This is a genomic window from Herbaspirillum sp. UBA812, from assembly GCF_002296545.1.
GTDB lineage: Bacteria > Pseudomonadota > Gammaproteobacteria > Burkholderiales > Burkholderiaceae_D > Herbaspirillum > Herbaspirillum huttiense.
Genome location: NZ_DBIC01000161.1, coordinates 37,473 through 57,744, shown reverse-complemented (window position 1 = coordinate 57,744; position 20,272 = coordinate 37,473). Strand labels below are relative to the sequence as shown.

The following is a 20,272-nucleotide window of genomic DNA, read 5'->3' as shown; positions in this document are numbered from 1 at the left end:
AGGAGAGTTCAGGGGCTGATCAAAGGGAGGGCCGCATCGTGCGGGCGTGGCCGGCTCAGTTGTCCTGGTCGAAGTCCAGCAGCAGCTTGTCGCTGACCGGGAAGGACTGACAGCTCAGGACGAAGCCGCGCGCGATCTCGTAGTCTTCTAGTGCGTAGTTGGCGTCCATGTCGACCTTGCCCTCGACCACCTTGCAGCGGCAGGTGGCGCACACGCCGCCCTTGCAGGAGTAGCGCAGGTCGATGCCGTGCTTCAGGCCGGCGTCGAGCACGGATTCCTTTTCCTTGTCCATGGTGAAGACGTTGTGATAACCGTCGACGATCACCGTGACTTCGCATTCCTTCTTGCCGACGACCGGGCGCGAAGCACGCGCACGCGTCGGCGCGCTGGCGGCGAACAATTCGGTCTTGATCTGTGTCTTGGGCAGGCCATGCGCCTGCAGCGAATCGGAGACGGCCTGCACCATTTCTTCCGGGCCGCACAGGAAGGCGGCATCCACGTCCTTGAGGTCGATCCAGGAGGCGAAGAAGGCATCGCACTTGGTGCGGTCGATGCGGCCATTGAACAATTCCACGTCCTGCTGCTCGCGGCTCATCACCCAGATCACGTTGAGCCGTTCGAGGTAGGCATCCTTGAGGTCGGTGATGTCTTCCTTGAAGATCACCGAGGAGGAAGCGCGATTGGCATAGACCAGCGTGAAGCGGCTGTGCGGCTCGGCCAGCAGGGTGGTCTTGATGATGGAGATCATCGGCGTGATGCCGCTGCCCGCCGCAAAGGCCAGGTAGTGCTTGCGGTTGGCCGCGTCCAGCGGGACGTTGAAGTGGCCCATGGGCGGCATCACTTCGATGCTTTGTCCCGGGACAAAGGATTCATTGGCCCAGTTCGAGAACAGCCCGCCCGGCACGCGCTTGATGGCCACGCGCAACTGCTTTTCCTGGGTGGCCGCGCAGATCGAATAGGAGCGACGCAATTCCTCGCCCTCGATGTGCGAGCGCAGCGTCAGGTGCTGGCCTTGCTGGTAGGAAAACGTGTCCTGCAATTCGGGCGGGACGGCGAAGGAGACCACGATGGTATCGCGCGTTTCCTGCTTCACGCCCGAGATGGTCAGTGGATAGAATTTGCTCATGATCTTGTGCCTTTGTTCTGAGACATTGAGCGCGGCTCAATGCGCCTTGAAGTAATCGAACGGCTCGCGGCAATCCTTGCACTGGTACAGCGCCTTGCAGGAAGTGGAGCCGAACTGGCTCACGCAGACCGTCTGCATGGAACCGCAATGCGGGCATTGCACCTGCGGTGCCGCCTGTCGCCGGAGGCTGATGCCACGGATATCGACCACCTGCTGCGCCGGGGGCGCGATGCCATATTGCTGCAGGTTGCGGCGGCCTTTCTCGCTCATCCAGTCGGTGTTCCAGGCCGGTGCCAGCTGCGTGCGGATGGCCACCTCGGCCAGCCCGTGCTGCCTGAGTGCTGCGCCGATGTCCTGCGCGATCACGCCCATGGCCGGGCAACCGGAGTAGGTCGGGGTGATGACCACGGTGCAGCGTGCTGCCTCGGCATCGTCATCGGAAACCTCGACTGCGCGCACGATGCCCAGGTCCACCACCGAGATGACCGGAATCTCCGGATCGGGAATGGCCTCCAGCCATTCCCAGATGCTCGCCTGCAGCGTTTGCGCGCGGGAGGCCAGCTCGCTCACCAGCTCGCTCCCGGATAGGTGCGCTGCAGGAACTGCATTTCCGCCAGCAGGTAGCCCAGGTGTTCGGTATGCCGTCCCTGCTTGCCGCCGCTCTGCATCCACAGTCCGGCCGCAGGCAGCTGCAGTGTGGCTTCGCGCATCACCTCGGTGACGTGCTGCTGCCACTTCTGCTGCAGTTCTGCGAGATCCGGTGCGATGCCCTCGGCCTGCATGGCGTGGTCCAGCGCGTCGGTGGTGAACAGTTCGCCGGTGTACATCCACAGCGCATCGATGGCGTCCTGCATGCGGCGATGGCTTTCTTCGCTGCCATCACCCAGGCGGATCATCAGGTCGGTACTGCGGCGCACGTGATAGGTGACTTCCTTGAAGCACTTCTGCGCGATCTCGGCGATGCGGGCATCGCTGCTCTCACACAGGCCTTCGAGCAGGAAGTAATGCCAGACGTCGAAGAGGAACTGGCGCGCCAGCGTATCGGCATAGCTGCCATTGGGCAGCTCCACCAGCAGCAGGTTGTGGAACTGGTGGGCATCGCGCAGGAAGGCCAGCTGGTCTTCGTTGCGTCCTGCACCTTCCAGTTCGGCGGCGTAGGCCAGCCACAGGCGCGCCTGGCCGATCAGGTCCAGCGAGACGTTGATCAAGGCCATGTCTTCTTCCAGGGCCGGGCCCTTGCCGCACCATTCGGAGAGGCGCTGCGAGAGCACCAGGACGTTGTCGCCCAGGCGTCGCACGTAATCGGTTTTGTGGGTCATCTGCGCGCCTCTTACAGGTTCTTCAGTTCAGCCGGCATGGGGAAGAAGGTCGGGTGGCGATACACCTTGCTGTTGGCCGGTTCGAACAGCGGGGCTTTGTCGCCAGGGCTGGAAGAGACGATGTCGGCAGCACGCACCACCCAGATGCCCACGCCTTCGTTGCGGCGGGTGTAGACGTCGCGTGCATTGTTGATGGCCATCTCGCCATCGGGGGCATGCAGGCTGCCGACGTGTTTATGGGCCAGACCGTGCTGGCTGCGGATGAAGACTTCCCAGAGAGGCCATTCCTTGCTCATGATGCGTTTCCTTGTTGGCGGGCCGCCCGGTGATGTCGGGCGGCCACTGGCAGGTTGTGAGATGAAGCGATTCAGAAACAGACGACGGGCGACTCACTCCGCCTTGCGCGCGGCGCGCTTGTCGGCGTGCGCCACCAGCGCATCGCGGAACCAGGCTCCGTCGTCGTAGGCTTTCTTGCGGGTGGCCAGGCGTTCGCGGTTGCAGGGGCCGTTGCCGCGCAGGACGTTGTGGAATTCGTCCCAGTTGATTTCACCGAAGTCGTAGCGGCCGCGTTCTTCGTTCCACTTGAGATCGGGGTCGGGCACGGTCAGGCCCAGGTATTCGATCTGCGGGATGGTCTGGTCGACCATGCGCTGGCGCAGTTCGTCATTGGAGAAGAGCTTGATGCGCCATTGCATCGATTGCGCGCTGTTGACCGATTCCGCATCGGAGGGGCCGAACATCATCAGCGCCGGCCACCACCAGCGGTTCAGCGCATCCTGCGCCATCTGCTTCTGCTCGGGGGTGCCACGGCACAGCGCCAGCATGATGTCGTAGCCCTGGCGTGCATGGAAGGATTCCTCCTTGCACACGCGCACCATGGCGCGCGAATAGGGACCATAGGAACAGCGGCACAGCGGGATCTGGTTGATGATGGCCGAGCCATCCACCAGCCAGCCGATGGCCCCCATGTCGGCCCAGCTCAGGGTCGGATAGTTGAAGATGCTGGAATACTTGGCCTTGCCGGAATGCAGGTCGCCCAGCAGCGCATCGCGCGATACGCCCAGCGTTTCTGCAGCGCTGTAGAGGTAGAGGCCGTGCCCGGCTTCGTCCTGGATCTTGGCCAGCAAAATGGCCTTGCGCTCCAGGGTCGGGGCGCGCGTGACCCAGTTGGCCTCGGGCAGCTGGCCCACGATTTCCGAGTGGGCGTGCTGCGAGATCTGGCGCACCAGGGTCTTGCGATAGGCCTCGGGCATCCAGTCCTTGGGCTCGATCTTGACGCCCGCATCGATGCGCGCCTGGAAGGCCTGTTCTTCGGGGGACATGTCATCGGCGCTGCGCACCTTGGCCAGTCCGGTTTCTACGAGTTGTGCATACATGCTGCTTCTCCATGAAGGTGGATCACGCGGAGGCAGGACGAACGCGGTCCTTGCCGCAGGGACCGGCCCTGCGTCTGCGTGAGGTGTAAGCGTGAATCTTGAAACTGAAAAAAATGTGCTGCCGTCTGCTAGGCCCGTCTGGCTGCGATCAGCGGTTCGACGAAGGGCGCGGCCAGGCTCGGCCGGTTCTCTTCGATCTGCGCCAGGGGGCTGACCTCCCGCAGGCTCTTCAGGCTGCGCTTGGCGAGGTCGTGATACGTCTCGGTACCGGCCCGTTTCCAGGCCATCTCTTCTTCCGTCAGGTCGCGCACCACCTTGGCCGGCAAACCGGCCACCAGGGTACGCGGGGGAATCTGCATGCCGGCGCGCACGAAGGCGCAGGCCGCCACGATGGACTGTGCGCCCACCACTGCCTCATCCATCACCACCGCATTCATGCCCACCAGCGCATCGCGTTCGACGGTGCAGCTGTGCAGCACCGCACCGTGGCCGATGTGGCCGTTCTCACCCACCACCGTGGCATGGCCGGGGAAGCCGTGGACCACGCAGGTGTCCTGCACGTTGGCGCCGCGTTCCAGCACGATGCGGCCGAAGTCGCCGCGCAGGCAGGCGGCCGGGCCGACGTAGCAATCAGGGCCGACGATGACGTCGCCGATCAGCACCGCCGTGGGATGGACATAGGCGGCCGGGTCGACCACCGGGATCACGCCTTCGATCGAGTAACAGGGCACTGCGTCTCCTTTGCCTGCGTGTCGCCTGGGGCGCACCGGCTCCTTTTGTTGGCAGTGTGGCGGCGATGCCCTGCGCCACGTTGCTTTTGTCTGCTTGCGACGTCGCAAAAAACCATTTGCCTGACGCAGTATTTTGAGGAATAATAATTTCGACCGACCGGTTGGTCAATAATGTTTTGAAGATTTTTTCTGACCGTGGTCAGGATGCAGGGAAGTTGAGGCAGGGCAGGGAGGCTGGCAGAGCGGGATGTCTCCGATAGATGTTTCGTAAGAGTTTTGATTTACGGCACAATCATGACTTTGCGGAAATATCGACGAGGAAGCATTTATGCCACGCAAGCGAGCAGCGGGATACGACAACCAGCGCGAGACCATCATCGAACAGGCGGCAGCCTTGTTCGCGCGCAATGGTTTCGTGGGCACATCGATGAATGAGGTGGCGCTGGCGTGTGGCCTGTCCAAGGCGTCGCTGTATCACTACTTTGCCGACAAGCACCAGTTGTTGATGCACATCTGCGAAGACCACATCGATCGCCTCTGTGCGCTGGTCGATGAAGTCGCGCAGCAGGAGCTGGACCCCGAGCCGCGCTTGCGCCTGCTGATCCAGCGCTTCGTGGAGGAATACCGCGATGCCCAGAACGAGCATCGCGTCCTGACCGAGGACGTGCGTTTCCTGGAACCGGGAGACCAGAAGCGCATCCTCACCGGCGAGCGCAAGGTGGTCAAGGCGGTGGCCGAGGCCATGTGCGCGGTGCGGCCGGAACTGGATCGCAGCCGCATGGCCAAGCCGCTGGCCATGCTGTTGTTCGGCATGATCAACTGGATGTTCATGTGGTTGAAGCCCGATGGCGAACTGACCCATGAACGCATGGCCGTGGTTGTGTCCGATTTGTTGTTTGGCGGAATCGGCGCCGTCAGCCTGGAAGGCACCGGGAAGAAGAAACGATGACGTGAGCCCTTGATCGGTAGCGTCATTGCAGGCATGCAGCACCACAATGACAAAATCATCAAGGAGACCTCCATGCAGTTTGCTCGCCCTTTGCTGGCGCTGGCTTTGGCCGGCTGCGCGCTTGTCGCACACGCCGACATCAACGTCGGTGTCACCGTATCCACCACCGGCCCGGCCGCTTCGCTGGGCATCCCCGAAAAAAACACCATCGCACTGCTGCCTGCCACCATCGGCGGGCAGAAGATCAACTACATCGTCCTCGATGACGCCTCCGACACCACGCAGGCGGTCAAGAACGCGCGCCGCTTCGTCTCCGAAAACAATGTGGACGTGATCGTCGGTTCGTCGGTGAGCCCCAACTCGATCTCGATGATCGAAGTGGCCGCCGAAGCGCAGACGCCGATGATCTCGCTGGCCGCCGCCGCGCGCATCGTCGAGCCCATGGATGCCAAGAAGAAGTGGGTCTTCAAGACCCCGCAGAACGACATCATGATGTCGCTGGCCATCGCCAAGGACATGGTGGCGCGCGGCTACCAGCGCATTGCCTTCATCGGCTATTCCAACGCCTATGGCGAAGGCTGGTACGAAGAATTCAAGAAAGCCGCCGGCCTCAAGAAACTGGAACTGGTGGCCAATGAACGCTTCGCCCCCAACGATACCTCGGCCACCGCGCAAGCCCTGAAGCTGGTGGCGGCCAAGCCGGATGCCATCCTCATCGCCGCCTCCGGCACCCCGGCCGTGGTGCCGCAGCGTGCCTTGAAGGAGCGCGGCTTCAAGGGCCAGATCTACCAGACCCACGGCGTGGCCAATGCCGACTTCCTGCGCGTGGGCGGCAAGATGCTCGACGGCACCCTGCTGCCGGCCGGCCCCGTGCTGGTAGCGGCGCAACTGCCTGCCGCCAACCCCATCCGCAAGGTGGCGCTGGACTACACCGCCAAGTACGAAGCGGCGCACGGCAAGGACAGCGTCTCGCTCTTCGGCGGCTATGCCTGGGATGCGGGCGTGCTGCTGCAATCGGCCATTCCGGTGGCATTGAAGCGCGGCAAGCCGGGCACGCCGGAATTCCGCGCCGCCCTGCGCGATGCGCTGGAAGCCACCCAGGAAGTCACCGGCGTGCATGGCGTCTACAACATGTCGGCCACCGATCACCTGGGCCTGGACCAGCGTGCTTCGGTGATGGTCAAGATCGTTGACGGCGCCTGGCAGTACCAGCCCTGATCCACCTTTGTCCGGCGCTGCGCGGCTGCATTGCCCGCAGCGCAGCGTCCACCCCGCCTACAGGAGTTTTCGATGTCCGCCCGTCCCCCTCTGCTCCAGAGTTTCATCGCCGGCCGCTGGTTCGGCGAAAGCCCGGCCCAGGCACTGCACAGCGCAGTCAATGGCCACACCGTTGCCAGCACCCACCAGGAATCCATCGACTTCGGCGAAGCGCTGGAGCACGCCCGCAGGAAGGGCCTGCCGGCGCTGATGCAGCTGGACTTCCAGCAGCGTGCAGCGATCCTCAAGGCGCTGGCCAAGTATCTGGTCGAGCACAAGGAAACGCTCTACGCCGTCTCCGCCCACACGGGCGCGACCCGCACCGACAGCTGGATCGACATCGAAGGCGGCAGCGGCACGCTGTTCACCTATGCCAGCATCGGTACCAATGAATTCCCCTCGTCCAACCTGGTCCACGAAGGCCCGGCCATCTCGCTCGGCAAGCAGGGCCGCTTCGCCGGGACGCACATCCTGGTGCCGCGCGGCGGCGTGGCGGTGCATATCAATGCCTTCAACTTCCCGGTCTGGGGCATGCTGGAAAAATTCGCCCCGACCTTCCTGGCCGGCATGCCCTGCATCGTCAAGCCCGCCACCGCCACCAGCTACCTGGCTGAAGCGGCAGTGCGCCTGATCCAGCAATCGGGCCTGCTGCCCGAAGGCAGCCTGCAACTGGTCATCGGCAGCACCGGCGACCTGCTCGACCGCCTGCAGGCGCAGGACGTGGTGACCTTCACCGGCTCGGCCGATACGGCGGCCAAGCTGCGGGCGCATCCCAACCTGATTGCGAATTCCATTCCCTTCAATGCCGAAGCCGATTCGCTGAACTGCGCGATTCTTGGCCCTGACGTCAATGCCGACGATGAAGAATTCGATCTCTTCGTCAAAGAGGTGGCGCGCGAGATGACCACCAAGGCCGGCCAGAAATGTACCGCCATCCGCCGCGCCATCGTGCCGCGCCAACACTTAGATGCAATTTCGGAAAAACTCGTCGCGCGCCTGTCGAAGACCGTGATCGGCGACCCCGCACTGGAGTCGGTGCGCATGGGGCCGCTGGCTTCACGCGCACAACAGCGCGATGTGGAAGAGCGCGTGGCCTTGCTGAAACAAAGTGCCGAGCTGATCCTGGGGGCCGGCAGCAGCTTCCAGCCGCAAGGCGACGGCGTGGGCGAGGGTGCGTTCTTCGCGCCGACCCTGCTGCTGGCGCGCGATACCTCCGCAGGCAGCCCGGTGCATGAAGTGGAAGCCTTCGGTCCGGTCAGCACGCTCATGCCCTATGACGATCTCGATGAAGCCCTGGCGCTGGCCGCACGCGGACGCGGCAGCCTGGTGGCCAGCCTGGTCACGCGCAGTCCATCGGTGGCGGCGCGCGCCATTCCTGTAGCGGCTGCATGGCATGGCCGCCTGCTGGTGCTCGATCGCGAAGCGGCACCGGAATCCACCGGCCACGGTTCGCCCCTGCCGCAGCTCAAGCACGGTGGTCCCGGCCGCGCCGGTGGTGGTGAGGAACTGGGCGGTTCGCGTGCCGTGAAGCATTACCTGCAACGCACGGCGGTGCAGGGCTCGCCGACCATGCTGGCCGCAGCCGTGGGCGAACACGTGCGCGGTGCGAAGGTGCGCGAATCGGATATCCATCCCTTCCGCCACTACTTCGAGGATCTGCAGATTGGTGACTCGCTGGCTACGCACCGCCGTACCGTGACCGAAGCCGACATCGTCAATTTCGGCTGCCTCTCGGGCGACCATTTCTACATGCACTTCGACGACATCTCGGCACGCCAGTCGCCGTTCGGCAAGCGCATCGCGCATGGCTACTTCGTGTTGTCGGCGGCCGCCGGCCTGTTCGTCTCGCCGGCGCCGGGTCCGGTGCTGGCCAATTACGGGCTCGATACGCTGCGCTTCGTCAAGCCGGTCGGCATCGGCGACACCATCTCGGCGCGCCTGACCTGCAAGCGCAAGATCGACCGCAACAAGAAGGATGCCAACGGCCAGGGGCAGGGCGTGGTGGCCTGGGATGTGGAGGTGAGCAACCAGGAGGGCGAGCTGGTGGCGTCCTACGACATCCTGACCCTGGTGGCCAAGAAACCGCAGGCTTGAGCCATCCGGTTTTTTGCAGAAAGCTTCATGCTCCATCCGGTAATCCGCGCCAGACACAAGAAAGCAGCCCCAAAGGTTCATCTCTGACAAGAACCGGGCCTATCCCGGCCAGTCGCAGCCCGATCTGCGGCGGCCGGCATCAACAGGAGGAGACAAGTGGATACCAGCATTCTGACCGTGCTGATCCAGGACGGCATCACGACCGGCGCGATCTATGCGCTGCTGTCGCTGGCGCTGGTCCTGGTGTTTTCAGTGACACGGGTAATTTTCCTGCCGCAGGGCGAGTTCGTCGCCTTCGGCGCATTGACCCTGGCGGCCATCCAGAACGGGCAGGCTCCCGGCACCGCCCTGCTGCTGGTGGCGCTGGGCGGCGTGACGCTGGCCGTTGAAGGCGGCACAGCGCTACGCCTGGCCGCAACGCGCGCGCGTTTTCTGCGCCGCCTGCCGTCGCTGCTGGCCATGCAGATCGGCCTGCCGCTGGTGCTCTATGCCCTGACGCGTTACGTCGATCTGCAAGCGCTGGCCATGCCCTGGCAGATCCTGCTGACGTTGCTGATCGTGGTGCCGATGGGGCCGATGATCTATCGCGTGGCGTATCAGCCGCTGGCGCATTCGAGCGTGCTGGTGTTGCTGATCGTCTCACTCGGTGTGCACCTGGCCATGGTCGGTTTGGGATTGCTGATGTTCGGCCCCGAGGGGACCAACACCAAGCCTTTCACGGAGATGCAATTCAACCTGGGCGAGAGCCCGGTATCAGGCCAGAGCGTGATCGTGCTGGTGACGGTGGCGGCCCTGATCGCCGTGATCTACGTCTTCTTCGAGCGCACGCTGACCGGCAAGGCCCTGCGCGCGACTGCCGTCAATCGTCTCGGTGCGCGGCTGGTGGGAGTGGGGATCAACCAGGCGGGCAAGCTGTCCTTTGCGATGTCGGCGGGGATCGGTGCGCTGTGCGGGATCCTGATTGCGCCTTTCACCATCGTCAACTATGAGTCCGGTTTCATCATCGCCCTGAAAGGCTTTGTGGGGGCCATTTTCGGCGGGCTGGCCAGTTATCCGATTGCCGCATTGGGCTCGGTGTCGGTCGGGCTGATCGAGAGTTTCTCTTCCTTCTGGGCCAGCGCCTTCAAGGAGCTGATCGTCTTCACGGTCATCATTCCCATCCTGCTGTGGCGCTCGCTGACCAGCCACCACATCGACGAAGAAGCCTGAGGACGCCGCCATGACTGCATTCACATCGCATCGCGCCGCCTTGCCGGTGCTGTTCTTCGCCATTGTGCTGGTGCTGCCGCAATTGGGCCTGCCACCGTTCTGGGTTACGCTGCTGTCCTATGTCGGGCTGTATGCCATCGTCGCGCTGGGGCTGGTGCTGCTGACCGGCGTGGCGGGATTGATCTCGTTCGGGCAGGCGGCGTTTGTCGGCATCGGTGCCTACACGACTGCGTATCTCACGACGCAGTTCGGACTCTCGCCCTGGGTCGGTTTGCTGGCGGGGATCGGGCTGACCGGCTTGTCGGCTTTCCTGATCGGCACGCTTACCATGCGCATCTCCGGCCACTACCTGCCGCTGTCCACGATTGCCTGGGGCCTGTCGCTGTACTACCTGTTCGGCAACCTGGAGATGCTGGGCAAGCATGACGGCATCAATGGTATCCCGCCGATCGCCATCGGCCAGTTCACCTTCGGCAACGGGGCCTCGATGTACCTGCTGATCTGGGCCGTGGTGATCCTGGCGCTGGTATCGGTGGTCAATTTCCTCGATTCGCGGGCGGGGCGCGCGGTGCGTGCGCTCAAGTTCGGCACCGTCATGCCGGAGGCAATGGGCGTTGATACGGCGCGGCTCAAGATCGTCATCTTCGTCTACGCGGCCGTGCTGGCGGGCATTTCGGGATGGCTCTACGCGCACCTGCAACAGGCCGTCAATCCCACGCCCTTCGGCTTGAAATACGGCATCGACTACCTGCTCATGGTGGTGGTCGGTGGTGCCGGCCATGTGTGGGGAGCGATCCTCGGTGCGGGCTTGCTGGCGGTGCTGAGCAATTTTCTGCAGGAGTGGTTGCCGGGGGTGCTGGGCACCGGCGGCAATTTCGAGGCCATCGTCTTTGGCATCGCGCTGGTGATCTTTTTGCAGTTCGCCAACGAGGGCTTGTGGCCGCGTCTGCAGGCGCGTTTCGGACGTCGCCTGCCGCGCCAGTTGCCGGCGGATGCGGCACCCTTGGCGCAGATTCCCAAGCCGGCGCGGGGCGACGTGATCCTCGAAGTGGAGGCGGCACGCAAGCAGTTCGGTGGACTGGTGGCGGTCAATGATGTGAGCTTTTCGGTCAAGGCCGGGGAGATCGTGGGACTGATCGGGCCCAATGGCGCGGGCAAGTCGACGACCTTCAACCTGGTGACCGGTGTGCTCTCCATTACCAGCGGCAAGCTCAATTATCGCGGGCAGTCGCTGGCGGGCTTGTCCTCGCGCGAGATTTCCAGCCGTGGCATTGCGCGCACTTTCCAGCATGTGCGGCTGGTGCCGGGGATGAGCGTGCTGGAGAACGCGGCCATGGGCGCGTTCCGGCGCGGCGAGTTCGCGCCCCAGCGCGGCATCCTGGCCAGTCTGGCGCGGGCCAATCGCAAGGAGGAGGCGCGCATCCTCAGTGAGGCGCGGCGTCAGCTGGAGCGTGTCGGCCTGGGGGATCTGATCGACCGGCCTGCAGGCAGCCTGGCGCTGGGCCAGCAGCGCATCCTGGAGATTGCACGCGCGCTGTGCTGTGATCCGGCGCTGTTGTTGCTGGATGAACCGGCGGCCGGTCTGCGCCTGAAGGAGAAGCAGGCGCTGGCGGCATTGCTGGACAAGCTGCGCGGCGAGGGCATGGCGGTGCTGCTGGTGGAGCACGACATGGACTTCGTGATGCAATTGACCGACCACATCGTGGTCATGGAATTCGGCACCAAGATTGCCGAGGGCACGCCGGCCCAGATCCAGGTCCACCCGGCGGTGCTGGAAGCCTATCTGGGAGGAGCCCAATGATGACCGCCGCGACCATGATGAACGCTGCCAGTGTGGAATCTGAAGTGCGTGCGGCGAGCGCGCCGCTGTTGCTGGAAGTCAGCGGGCTCTCGGCGCGCTATGGCAAGGTGCCGGCATTGACCGAGGCCGCGCTGTCGCTGCGGGCCGGGCAGATCGTGACCGTGATCGGGCCCAATGGGGCGGGCAAATCGACCTTGCTCAATGCCATGATGGGCGCGATGCCGGCGGGTGCGGCGGCCAGCGGGCGGATCGCCTTCCAGGGCGAGGACGTGAGCCAGATGGAGGTGGAGGAGCGCGTGGCGCGCGGTCTTTCGCTGGTGCCGGAAAAGCGTGAATTGTTTACGTCCATGAGCGTGGAGGACAATCTGCTGCTGGGTGCGTACAAGCGGCGGCGCAATGGCGAATCCGGCTATCTGGATCAGCAGGAGTTTGTCTATGCCTTGTTCCCGCGCCTGAAGGAGCGGCGCAAGCAGGCGGCCGGGACGCTGTCCGGTGGTGAGCGCCAGATGCTGGCGGTAGGGCGCGCCTTGATGGCCAAGCCGCAGGTGCTGATGCTGGATGAACCCAGTTTGGGCCTGGCCCCGCTGATCACCAAGGAAATCCTTTCCATCATCAGCCAGTTGCGCAGCACCGGCGTGGCCACCTTGCTGGTGGAGCAGAATGCGCGGGCGGCCTTGCAGGTGGCTGATTACGGGTATGTGCTGGAGATGGGGGAGATCGTTTGTGAAGGGCCGGCGGGGGGGCTGGCGGCGGACAGGAAGATTGTGGAGAGTTATTTGGGGGTGGCGCGGGAGCCGGTGGAGCTGATTCAGCGCAACGTGAGTTCGTAACTCGTGCTGCGGCCCCCTGCGGCCGAACGGTGCAGCAGGTCCAGCGCGACCAGTTCATTGAGATCGCGCAGGGCGGTGTCGGAAGAGCACTTCGCCAGCGCCGCCCATTTGCTGTTGGTCAGCTTGCCTTCGAAACCATCGAGCAGACGGTTGAGCACTTTGACCTGACGGCCATTGAGCGGGGTGCCCGCGATTCTCTGCCAGAAGCGGGCCTTCACCAGTACCGCATCCAGCGTGCGATGCGCCTGGCTCACCGCAGCTGACAGCATCTGCAGGAACCACAGCAGCCAGGGGGTGACATCCATGTCGCCCTTTTGCGTGCGTTCCAGGATCTCGTAATAGGCTTTGCGTTCGCGCTGGATTTGCGCCGACAGGCTGTAGAAGCGCTGCGGGCTGCCGTCAGCGCGGGCCAGCAGCAGGTCGCCGATGGCCCGGGCGATACGTCCGTTGCCGTCATCGAAAGGATGCAGCGTGACAAACCAAAGATGCCCCAGGCCCGCGCGCAGCAGGGCGGGCTCTACCGGATTCGCGGTATTGATCCAGTTGAGCAGGCGCGTCACCTCGCGCGCCAGGCGTCGGGCCGGGGGCGCTTCATAATGGACTTTCTGTCGATGCAGTGGACCGGAGACTACTTGCATGGGGCCTTGGGCATCATCGCGCCAGTCGCCGACGATGATTTCGCTCATCCCTGAATAGCCGGTCGGGAACAAGGCCGCATGCCAGCCGAAGAGACGCTTGGCCGTCAGTGGTTTGCGGTGATGCGTGGTGGCGTCGAAGATCATGTCGACCACCCCTTCCACGTGGCGATCCACCGGGGCCAAGGCACCGATGTCGACACCCAGGCGACGTGCCACGGAAGAGCGGACCGAGGCCAGATTGAGCTGTTCACCTTCGATGGCGCTGGTTTTGAGGACGTCCTCGGTCAGGGCCAGCAGGTTGGCTTCATCACGCAGCCCCAGTCCCACATCGGCCAGCCGGCCCAGCAGCAGGCCTTGCGCATGACTCACCTCGGCCAGTGGCGCGGCCAGGACGTTGAGGTCGTAGCGCCATCGGGGCCAGTCGGGAGCCTGCCAGAGGTAAGTGTAATCACCGCGATTCATGCGGTGATTATGGGGGGTATTCGCCGCAGGGGGCAAGTCTGTTTGCCGAAAAAAATGCGGTGAATGGACGACGGCCAGTCAGGGTTTTTGAGGGCTGCGCTCAGGTTGCCAAGGGTTTAGAGTTCGGCGAGCAGTTCCCAGGTGATGGCCTCGCGTCCGAGGAATTCGCCGTGCGGTCCCAGGTTCAGCCAGTAGGGGGCGATGTCGCCGGGCATCAGGATCACGCCGAATTTCTCTGTACCGGGGCGGTGGAAGCGGCCATGGCAGGGGCTGGGCTGGCCTGTTTTCAATCTGATTTTCTTTTTGGGAATGCTTCCTGCAATCAGGGTCGCTGGATCAAGCGGGAAGACAGGCGGCCACGCATCTCTCTGATCAAAGCGGCGAATCCAAAGATCAGAGGTGAAACGATTGAAGCGCAGCTCGCCCCAATTGGATGCGCTGCCCATGGAATTGTAGGCAGCGTCGCGCAAGGGGCGCAGCGCTGCATTGATTCTGGCATAGGCCTCCGATATCGCTTCTTCCACTGGTCCGATTTCCGGCGTCTCTCCTGCGCGCATTACCAGAGAATTTCCGTGACGAATGGATGTGATGCCAAGCTGGCGACAATGATCCGCATAGGCGTTGATCCCATCGCAACGCTCGGCCAGGACATCGCCTACGATCGTGATCCAGTCAACGCTCTTCGGGCCATAGGGCGCACGCATGAAGTCACCGGCACCGGGAATGTAGAGCGTGCGGTAGCGTGTCGCCAGATCAAAAGCTTCCGGTTCGTAGTGAATACTTTGTTCGGGCAGGACGGCGGCCAGTCCCACTCGGCCATGGAAGGGGTTGAGCGTTTCGATCCCGCGCAAGAGCAAGCTGTCAAGTGTCTTGCGATGATGGGGATCGAAAGCGTGACTGCGTGGCAGCTGGAAGTAAAGTTCTGATATGCGGCCCTTGTGCCAGCCTCGTTCGGTCAGGCAGAAGATCGCATATTCCGTGGCCTGCTCGCGATGCTCCCCGGAAGAAAGGTACCACTGGATGCAGTCATCTTCATCGAGTTTGGCGGCGTAGTCGCGTAGCTTGGGAAACTTTTTGCCGGCAAGTTTTCTGGTTTGCCAGCTCTCGGGATCGCAACCCCACTTCAATTCGCTTCCGTAGGCTTCTTCGTACGCCTCGAACAATTCAATGATTGCTTGGCGTTTCTCCGGTGTATGGCCGCTCCAGAAATAAAGAGAGGCAGTCAGGCCGACGCTTGTGATGATCCGGTCATCGTCCACATATTGAAAATCCGGAAGCAGGGCTTCGATTTTCTCCAAACCATGTTTCATCAGTGTTTATCCTTTTCGTCTTTTTGATTCGCATTGGCCGTTCTTGTACCGGCTACCAGTACGACCAACGCCGCAGCGGCAGCACCGGCGGCCTCGAGAGGAAGGGCAGCAACGGCAATTGCACCCACCAGAATCGCGCCGCCGACCACTGCGGCACCTTTGAGATAGTCGGCAAGCGGCATACCTTCGTCTTGTGATGCGATGGGGCCGTAGCGCGGCTTGACCGGTTGTGGGGCTGGTATGGGGGCAGGGAGAGGCGGCGTCCGGCTATACCAGTGATCTTTTGCCTTGCGTTCCTGTTCCATTGGTGTAGTGACCGGGGCACGTATGGGGTCTTGCACAGGCGCAGATGAATCGCGTTGACAATCGCACTCTGCGATCGTGAGCAAGCGAAACTTATCCGGATCCCCTGCGATCGTTTGATAGTCGCTCATTTGTTCTCTGCTCAGTTTGTCGCCTTCAAACTTGATCTCCACCACCCGCTCAATATTCGCCTGCACCGGCATCAGCCGCTTCCAATCAATCTTCCTCGACGCCCGCATGGCGGCCAACTCTTCGCCTGTAGTCGCAAGAATGATGCAGTCCGGAATCCTCAATAGCCCCTTCTGCGGCTTGCCATCCAGCTGCCATTTGAGCAGCCCATCGGCCATGGCTCGTCCGAGCGGAAACCGGCCGGGACGATTGGGTTGTTCCCGACTCATCAGCGGCGCAGGCGGATGGCTTGCCATGCTGTATCCGACTTCGGCCTTGTAGCGCCAGACCAGCTGGTTGCGCTCTTCGTCATTCCAGATGCTGGCGGTAGTACAGCGCTGCTTCAGTGCCCGCCCGAGGCTGTCCTTGAGCTTGGTCCCCTGATTGCACATGCACATCACCGCGCACAGGTAATTCCGATCCATGGGATTGTCGAGCGACAGTATGCGGCCTCTGGGGCCTTGGTGCGTACCCGAGCGGCCGATTGGGCGGGACGATGGCGAGATACCTTCTCCCATCAGATATCCTCGCTACGCCACTCCGGCACATGGTAGGGATCATCACCACCCATCGGTTTGGGACGCGCGATCACTTGCAGCGGCAGCGGCGAATCAGTCCAGACCACAGCGGTGCGGCCGTGGGCATCGGTCTCGCCTTCCACCGTTCGGCCGTCGCCAGTCTTGATCAGGTAGGGAACGCCTGCCAGCAATTCTCCGGTGGTGTTGTTGCGCAGGACGAAGTGCTCCTGGAAGCGCGGTGCCTGGCGCGGGGCGGTTTGTTGCGGCGGCTCGTTCGGGATGCTGTCTTCATCTGGCGATCCCCAGCCAGCGTGATTGTTGTGCCGCGAGTAGAGGATTGCGCCGCAGTCAGTGACGTCCTGGTCATAGACCACAGGCTGGCCGTTGTCCATGATCGTCGGGAAGCGGCTGCTGATGATGGTCGCCACGCGCTTGCAACGCGGACAGCTCACCTTGTCGCCGATGCGGGCGATGGGCTGGCCGTCCACCGTCCAGGTCGGATCACCCGACATCACTACCCCGCCGTGTGAGGTGCGGTCGCCCATCACGATGAAACCGATGATTGCCATACCAATCTCCTGATCGCTGTCAAAGCGCTCGAGACTATCAAGATCTTTTTGGCGGGATAAGTTGGCCGGGCGGGCAAATCAGGGCAATCGGCGCTAAGCTTGGTCGGTCCTCGAAAATCTTCGGTGGCCGGTGTCGCAGGGTGGCTGGCCGCAGGATGGTTCAGCCATGAAAAAAGGCACCCGTGGGTGCCTTGGTGTTGTACCGGAGCGGAATCACTCTGCCGTCTGCCAGGTCTTGCCCGCGCGTCCGCGCTGCTGCCAAAGGGCATACACCCCCATTGACGCCACGAAGGTCAGCGGTGCCGACAGCGATGGCCAGAAGCCCGTCATCTCCATCAGCACGAAGCCCGGCACCACGCCGCAGAACCATGCTCCCAGTCCGACACGGTTGATGCCGGCCGACCCTTCGCCGGTGCCAGCGTGATCGGGTACGGTGAGAATATGCGCCAGCGCCACGCCAACCCAGGCCACCACGAACACGCCCTGATAGGCCAGTGCCTTGAGCAGATAGGAAAACACGTCCGCCAGCATCAGCGCATAGACCACTGCGCCGACCACCACCGACCACACCAGGCGCGAGGCGTGCAGGCCCAGCAGGTTGCCGAAGAAGGCCTGCATGTTGACCGTTGCCAGATAGTAGTTGGCGGTATTGATGCGCGTCTGCGTGACCCAGACGAAGAGCAGTCCCCAGAAGCCCATCAGCTTGAGGATGGCCATCACCACCGACACCTCGGACAGCGGGCCATCCTGCGGAATGCTGCTGGCCAGGTAGATGCCGGCGGCACCATTGAGCAGGATGGTGACCAGGTAGAAGGGCATCCCGAAATTGAAGCGGCCGTGATACGTCGCATCTTCCGGCTTGCCGAAGCGGGCATAGTCGAAGGTGAACATCATCAGTACCCACACGCCCATGTAATACGTGAAGCAGCTCCACCAGCCGTCCGCCGGCGGCACTGCCGGGCCGAAGTCCAGCCACTGCGGCTGGTAGCCATACTGGCTCACCGCCAACACCAGCGCCATCAGCAGGCCCAGCAGATAGAACGGCAGCAGCACGCCGTTGAACTTGTCCAGCCAGTTCTGCACGCTGCCAAACACCAGCGGCACGCTGTAGAGCACCACGATCAGCGCCGCGACCGGATAGAGCAGTGAGGGATAAAGATGATGCAGGGCCACCGCAATCACCGAGCCCTCGAAGACGGCGTAATAGATCGCGGTGGAAAAGAAGATCAGCGTGGCCAGCGAGGCCCCGAGCCGGCCGAACAGGATGCGCGAGAACAGGGCCACCGACAGGCCGGTGCGCATGGCGTAGCGGCTGATGCAGGCATTGATGAGTCCGTAGCTGATGACCGAGAGCACCATGCCGATCAGGGCATTGCGCGCGCCATAGGTCAGCGCCAGCGATGCCCCCACGACGATGTAGAAGATCGCGCTGCAGACGGCCCACCAGGCCATCGTCAGCGACAGTTTGCCCATGCGCGCGCTGGCGGGGACGCTGTGGGTGGAGAGATCGTTTTCCTTGTTCTGCGTGTGTGATAGGCCGGCCATGTCAGTTTCTCCAGAGACGTTGAAGCAATGATTCAATGAGGCGGATGAGAGGCAAGAAGGACGTTCCAACAAGTTGCTGCAAGTTGCTGCGTACTGCGAGTACGAAGACGAAGGCAAAGCCGGGCCCGGCCCCAGGGCAGCCGCCTGTGCGGACTGGCCTGGGGACAAGCGTCAAACGCGGTGTGACCTGCGCGGGAGTGTCAGCTGCCCAGCAGGCTGCTCAGGCGCTGGAAGCGCTGCTGGTACTGGCGGCGGGCCTCCAGGGCCTGCTCCAGCGTCACCCGCACGAACTGCGCCTTGTGGTTGGGCTGCAGTTGCCCGATCAGGTCGAGGTCGGCGCTGATGACCGTGCCGATGGTGGCGTAGCCGCCGCCGGAGACTGCATCCCGCAACAGGACGATGGGTTCCAGGCCCCCGGGGATCTGGATCGAGCCGATGGGATAGCAGGCATCGACGATGTTGGAGGGATCCGAGCCCGCACCGAAGGGCTGTTCGCGTGGCTTGAACTGCATCGCCTGGCCACCCTTGAAGCGGTAGCCGATACGGTCCGCTTCCGAGCCCACGGTCCAGGTATCGGCAAAGAAGCGCTCCACGGCCTCCTCGGTGAGCCGATGTATATACAGCCCCGGCACCACGCGCAGCGTGGCTTCGCGATCAAAGACCGGCACTAGTGACAGCGGCAGGGCACGCCCCTCGACCGCCTTCGACGAGGCCCGGCCAAGCGGCAGTTCATCCTCCTTGGCCAGCTTGCGTCCCTGCCACCCGCCCAGCGCACCCAGCGCATAGGTCGAACGGCTTTCCAGCACCACCGGCACATCGATGCCACCGGCGATGGCGAGATAGCTGCGTGCGCCCGCTTTCGGATAGTCGAAGCTCAGGACCTGGCCGCTGCGCACCATGAAGGCGGTATCGAGCGGGCGTTCGCTGCCATCCACACGCGGCTGCATGCGCGCTCCGGTCACGGCGACCAGGGCGTCAGACCGGAATTCCAGTTGCGGTCCGAGCAGGCTGCACTCCAGCGCGGAGGTGGTGGCGTGGTTGCCGACCAGCAGGTTGGCGCTGCGCAGGGCGTACTGGTCCAGCGCCCCCGAGGGCGGGATGCCGAGATGGTAGTAGCCTTCCCGGCCACCATCTTGCACCGAGGTCGCCAGGCCGGGCTGTTTCACCTTAATCGTCATGGAGGGCCTCCTTGAGAGCATGGATGCAGGCCTGGGGATCGGCCTGGAAGGCATCGAGATCAAAACGCGCCGGGCGGATGCGCAGGTCGAAACGACCGGCATCTACGGCCGCGATGGCGGCGTCATACGCGCTGCGATCGATGGCTTTGAATTGCACGATGTCGCCAGCGCGGAAGAACACCATCGATTCCTGCAGGTAGGGCAGGCCCTGTTGCGGATCGTAGATTGGCGCAGGCGTGACGCCGAACATCTGGTAACCGCCCGCACCGCGTACCGAGTAGATGCACCCGAAGCAGCCGCCGTGTCCCAGTGTCAGCTTCGGGGTGTCGGTGCGCGGACGCAGGTACTTGGGGACTTGCAGTTGCCGGTCCTGTTCAACCATCTGGTACATGAAGGGAAGGCCGGCCACGAAACCCACCATGGAGACGAACCACGGCGTGCCACTGTGGGCCGCGATGAAGGCTTGCACTTCCTCGTAGCCATTGATGCGCGCCGCGTATTGCAGGTCGGTGGAGGCGGGATCCTGGTGACGGTCGCGGAAGCGCGCCTGGGTTTCATTGGTCCAGGGATCGTCATACAGCACGGGGACTTCGATGATGCGCGTGTCGATGCGGCGCTCGGCTGTGGTGCTGCTTTCCAGCGCCTTGACCTGTTCCAGCAGGGCCAGCGGATGGATCAGGTCGGGATCGAAGCGGATCTGGAAGGAGGCATTGGCCAGGCAGACATCGAGTACGCCGGGCAATGCCAGCCGTTCCACTGCGCGCGTGATGGCCATGGCGCGGAAGAAGGCTTCCAGTGACATCGACTCCGATACTTCCGCAAAGAGGTGTTCGTCACCTGCAATGCTGTAGCGAATGGGCGTAGCCGGTGAGGCTTGTGTGCGGTTCAT

The 20,272-nt window shown here is 63.1% G+C and carries 19 protein-coding genes; 6 read left to right on the top strand and 13 right to left on the bottom strand.

Features of this window, described 5'->3' with window-relative positions:
• Positions 1-55: 55 nt before the first annotated feature.
• The 6 genes from paaE to B3873_RS10720 all read right to left on the bottom strand — a co-directional run bounded on the left by paaE (position 56) and on the right by B3873_RS10720 (position 4,552).
• On the bottom strand, positions 56-1,126 hold the full coding sequence (gene paaE / locus B3873_RS10745; RefSeq protein ID WP_286865920.1) for a 1,2-phenylacetyl-CoA epoxidase subunit PaaE: 1,071 nt from the start codon (positions 1,124-1,126) through the stop codon (positions 56-58).
• 36 nt (positions 1,127-1,162) lie between these two features.
• Complete coding sequence (gene paaD, locus B3873_RS10740; RefSeq protein WP_286865917.1) at positions 1,163-1,696, bottom strand: 1,2-phenylacetyl-CoA epoxidase subunit PaaD; 534 nt, start codon at positions 1,694-1,696, stop codon at positions 1,163-1,165.
• The gene (paaC, locus tag B3873_RS10735; RefSeq protein ID WP_286865914.1) at positions 1,693-2,445 is read right to left on the bottom strand and encodes a 1,2-phenylacetyl-CoA epoxidase subunit PaaC; all 753 of its coding nucleotides are present in this window, start codon (positions 2,443-2,445) and stop codon (positions 1,693-1,695) included. Before paaC ends, paaD begins: the two co-directional genes overlap by 4 nt.
• Before the next feature lie 11 nt (positions 2,446-2,456).
• Complete coding sequence (gene paaB, locus B3873_RS10730; RefSeq protein WP_008332574.1) at positions 2,457-2,741, bottom strand: 1,2-phenylacetyl-CoA epoxidase subunit PaaB; 285 nt, start codon at positions 2,739-2,741, stop codon at positions 2,457-2,459.
• 93 nt (positions 2,742-2,834) lie between these two features.
• Entirely contained in the window at positions 2,835-3,821 is a 987-nt protein-coding gene (paaA, locus tag B3873_RS10725) for a 1,2-phenylacetyl-CoA epoxidase subunit PaaA (RefSeq protein ID WP_286865907.1), read from the bottom strand.
• 128 nt (positions 3,822-3,949) lie between these two features.
• On the bottom strand, positions 3,950-4,552 hold the full coding sequence (locus tag B3873_RS10720; protein WP_039786323.1) for a phenylacetic acid degradation protein PaaY: 603 nt from the start codon (positions 4,550-4,552) through the stop codon (positions 3,950-3,952).
• Between the two features lie 328 nt (positions 4,553-4,880).
• Between B3873_RS10720 and B3873_RS10715 the strand changes: the two genes are divergently transcribed.
• From B3873_RS10715 to B3873_RS10690, 6 genes are all read left to right on the top strand, one after another.
• On the top strand, positions 4,881-5,501 hold the full coding sequence (locus tag B3873_RS10715; protein ID WP_039786324.1) for a TetR/AcrR family transcriptional regulator: 621 nt from the start codon (positions 4,881-4,883) through the stop codon (positions 5,499-5,501).
• Positions 5,502-5,573: 72 nt separating this feature from the next.
• Complete coding sequence (locus B3873_RS10710) at positions 5,574-6,719, top strand: ABC transporter substrate-binding protein (protein ID WP_286865903.1); 1,146 nt, start codon at positions 5,574-5,576, stop codon at positions 6,717-6,719.
• Between the two features lie 72 nt (positions 6,720-6,791).
• Positions 6,792-8,852, top strand: a complete 2,061-nt coding sequence (gene paaZ, locus B3873_RS10705) for a phenylacetic acid degradation bifunctional protein PaaZ (RefSeq protein ID WP_286865900.1) — start codon at positions 6,792-6,794, stop codon at positions 8,850-8,852.
• Positions 8,853-9,008: 156 nt separating this feature from the next.
• On the top strand, positions 9,009-10,061 hold the full coding sequence (locus B3873_RS10700; RefSeq protein WP_039786327.1) for a branched-chain amino acid ABC transporter permease: 1,053 nt from the start codon (positions 9,009-9,011) through the stop codon (positions 10,059-10,061).
• Between the two features lie 10 nt (positions 10,062-10,071).
• Positions 10,072-11,862 (top strand): ABC transporter permease subunit, encoded by a 1,791-nt coding sequence (locus B3873_RS10695; protein ID WP_286865897.1) that lies wholly within the window; start codon positions 10,072-10,074, stop codon positions 11,860-11,862.
• Positions 11,859-12,692 (top strand): ABC transporter ATP-binding protein, encoded by an 834-nt coding sequence (locus tag B3873_RS10690; protein WP_286865894.1) that lies wholly within the window; start codon positions 11,859-11,861, stop codon positions 12,690-12,692. The genes B3873_RS10695 and B3873_RS10690 overlap by 4 nt, the downstream gene beginning before the upstream one ends.
• Here B3873_RS10690 and B3873_RS10685 read toward each other — a convergent pair.
• From B3873_RS10685 to B3873_RS10655, 7 genes are all read right to left on the bottom strand, one after another.
• Positions 12,671-13,792 carry a Fic family protein gene (locus tag B3873_RS10685; protein ID WP_286865891.1) on the bottom strand — a complete coding sequence of 374 codons (1,122 nt, stop codon included), beginning with the start codon at positions 13,790-13,792 and terminating at the stop codon, positions 12,671-12,673. The genes B3873_RS10690 and B3873_RS10685 overlap by 22 nt on opposite strands.
• A 116-nt stretch (positions 13,793-13,908) precedes the next feature.
• Complete coding sequence (locus B3873_RS10680) at positions 13,909-15,090, bottom strand: type VI immunity family protein (RefSeq protein WP_286865889.1); 1,182 nt, start codon at positions 15,088-15,090, stop codon at positions 13,909-13,911.
• A gap of 11 nt (positions 15,091-15,101) precedes the next feature.
• Positions 15,102-16,091 carry a VRR-NUC domain-containing protein gene (locus B3873_RS10675; protein WP_286865887.1) on the bottom strand — a complete coding sequence of 330 codons (990 nt, stop codon included), beginning with the start codon at positions 16,089-16,091 and terminating at the stop codon, positions 15,102-15,104.
• Positions 16,091-16,660: a PAAR domain-containing protein gene (locus B3873_RS10670; protein ID WP_286865884.1), complete on the bottom strand. Its 570-nt coding sequence runs from the start codon at positions 16,658-16,660 to the stop codon at positions 16,091-16,093. The genes B3873_RS10675 and B3873_RS10670 overlap by 1 nt, the downstream gene beginning before the upstream one ends.
• A 213-nt stretch (positions 16,661-16,873) precedes the next feature.
• Positions 16,874-18,205, bottom strand: coding sequence for a purine-cytosine permease family protein (locus tag B3873_RS10665; RefSeq protein ID WP_286865882.1), 1,332 nt, complete (start codon positions 18,203-18,205; stop codon positions 16,874-16,876).
• Between the two features lie 200 nt (positions 18,206-18,405).
• The gene (locus tag B3873_RS10660; RefSeq protein ID WP_209569328.1) at positions 18,406-19,383 is read right to left on the bottom strand and encodes a biotin-dependent carboxyltransferase family protein; all 978 of its coding nucleotides are present in this window, start codon (positions 19,381-19,383) and stop codon (positions 18,406-18,408) included.
• Positions 19,373-20,272, bottom strand: a complete 900-nt coding sequence (locus B3873_RS10655) for a 5-oxoprolinase subunit B family protein (protein WP_209532720.1) — start codon at positions 20,270-20,272, stop codon at positions 19,373-19,375. Before B3873_RS10655 ends, B3873_RS10660 begins: the two co-directional genes overlap by 11 nt.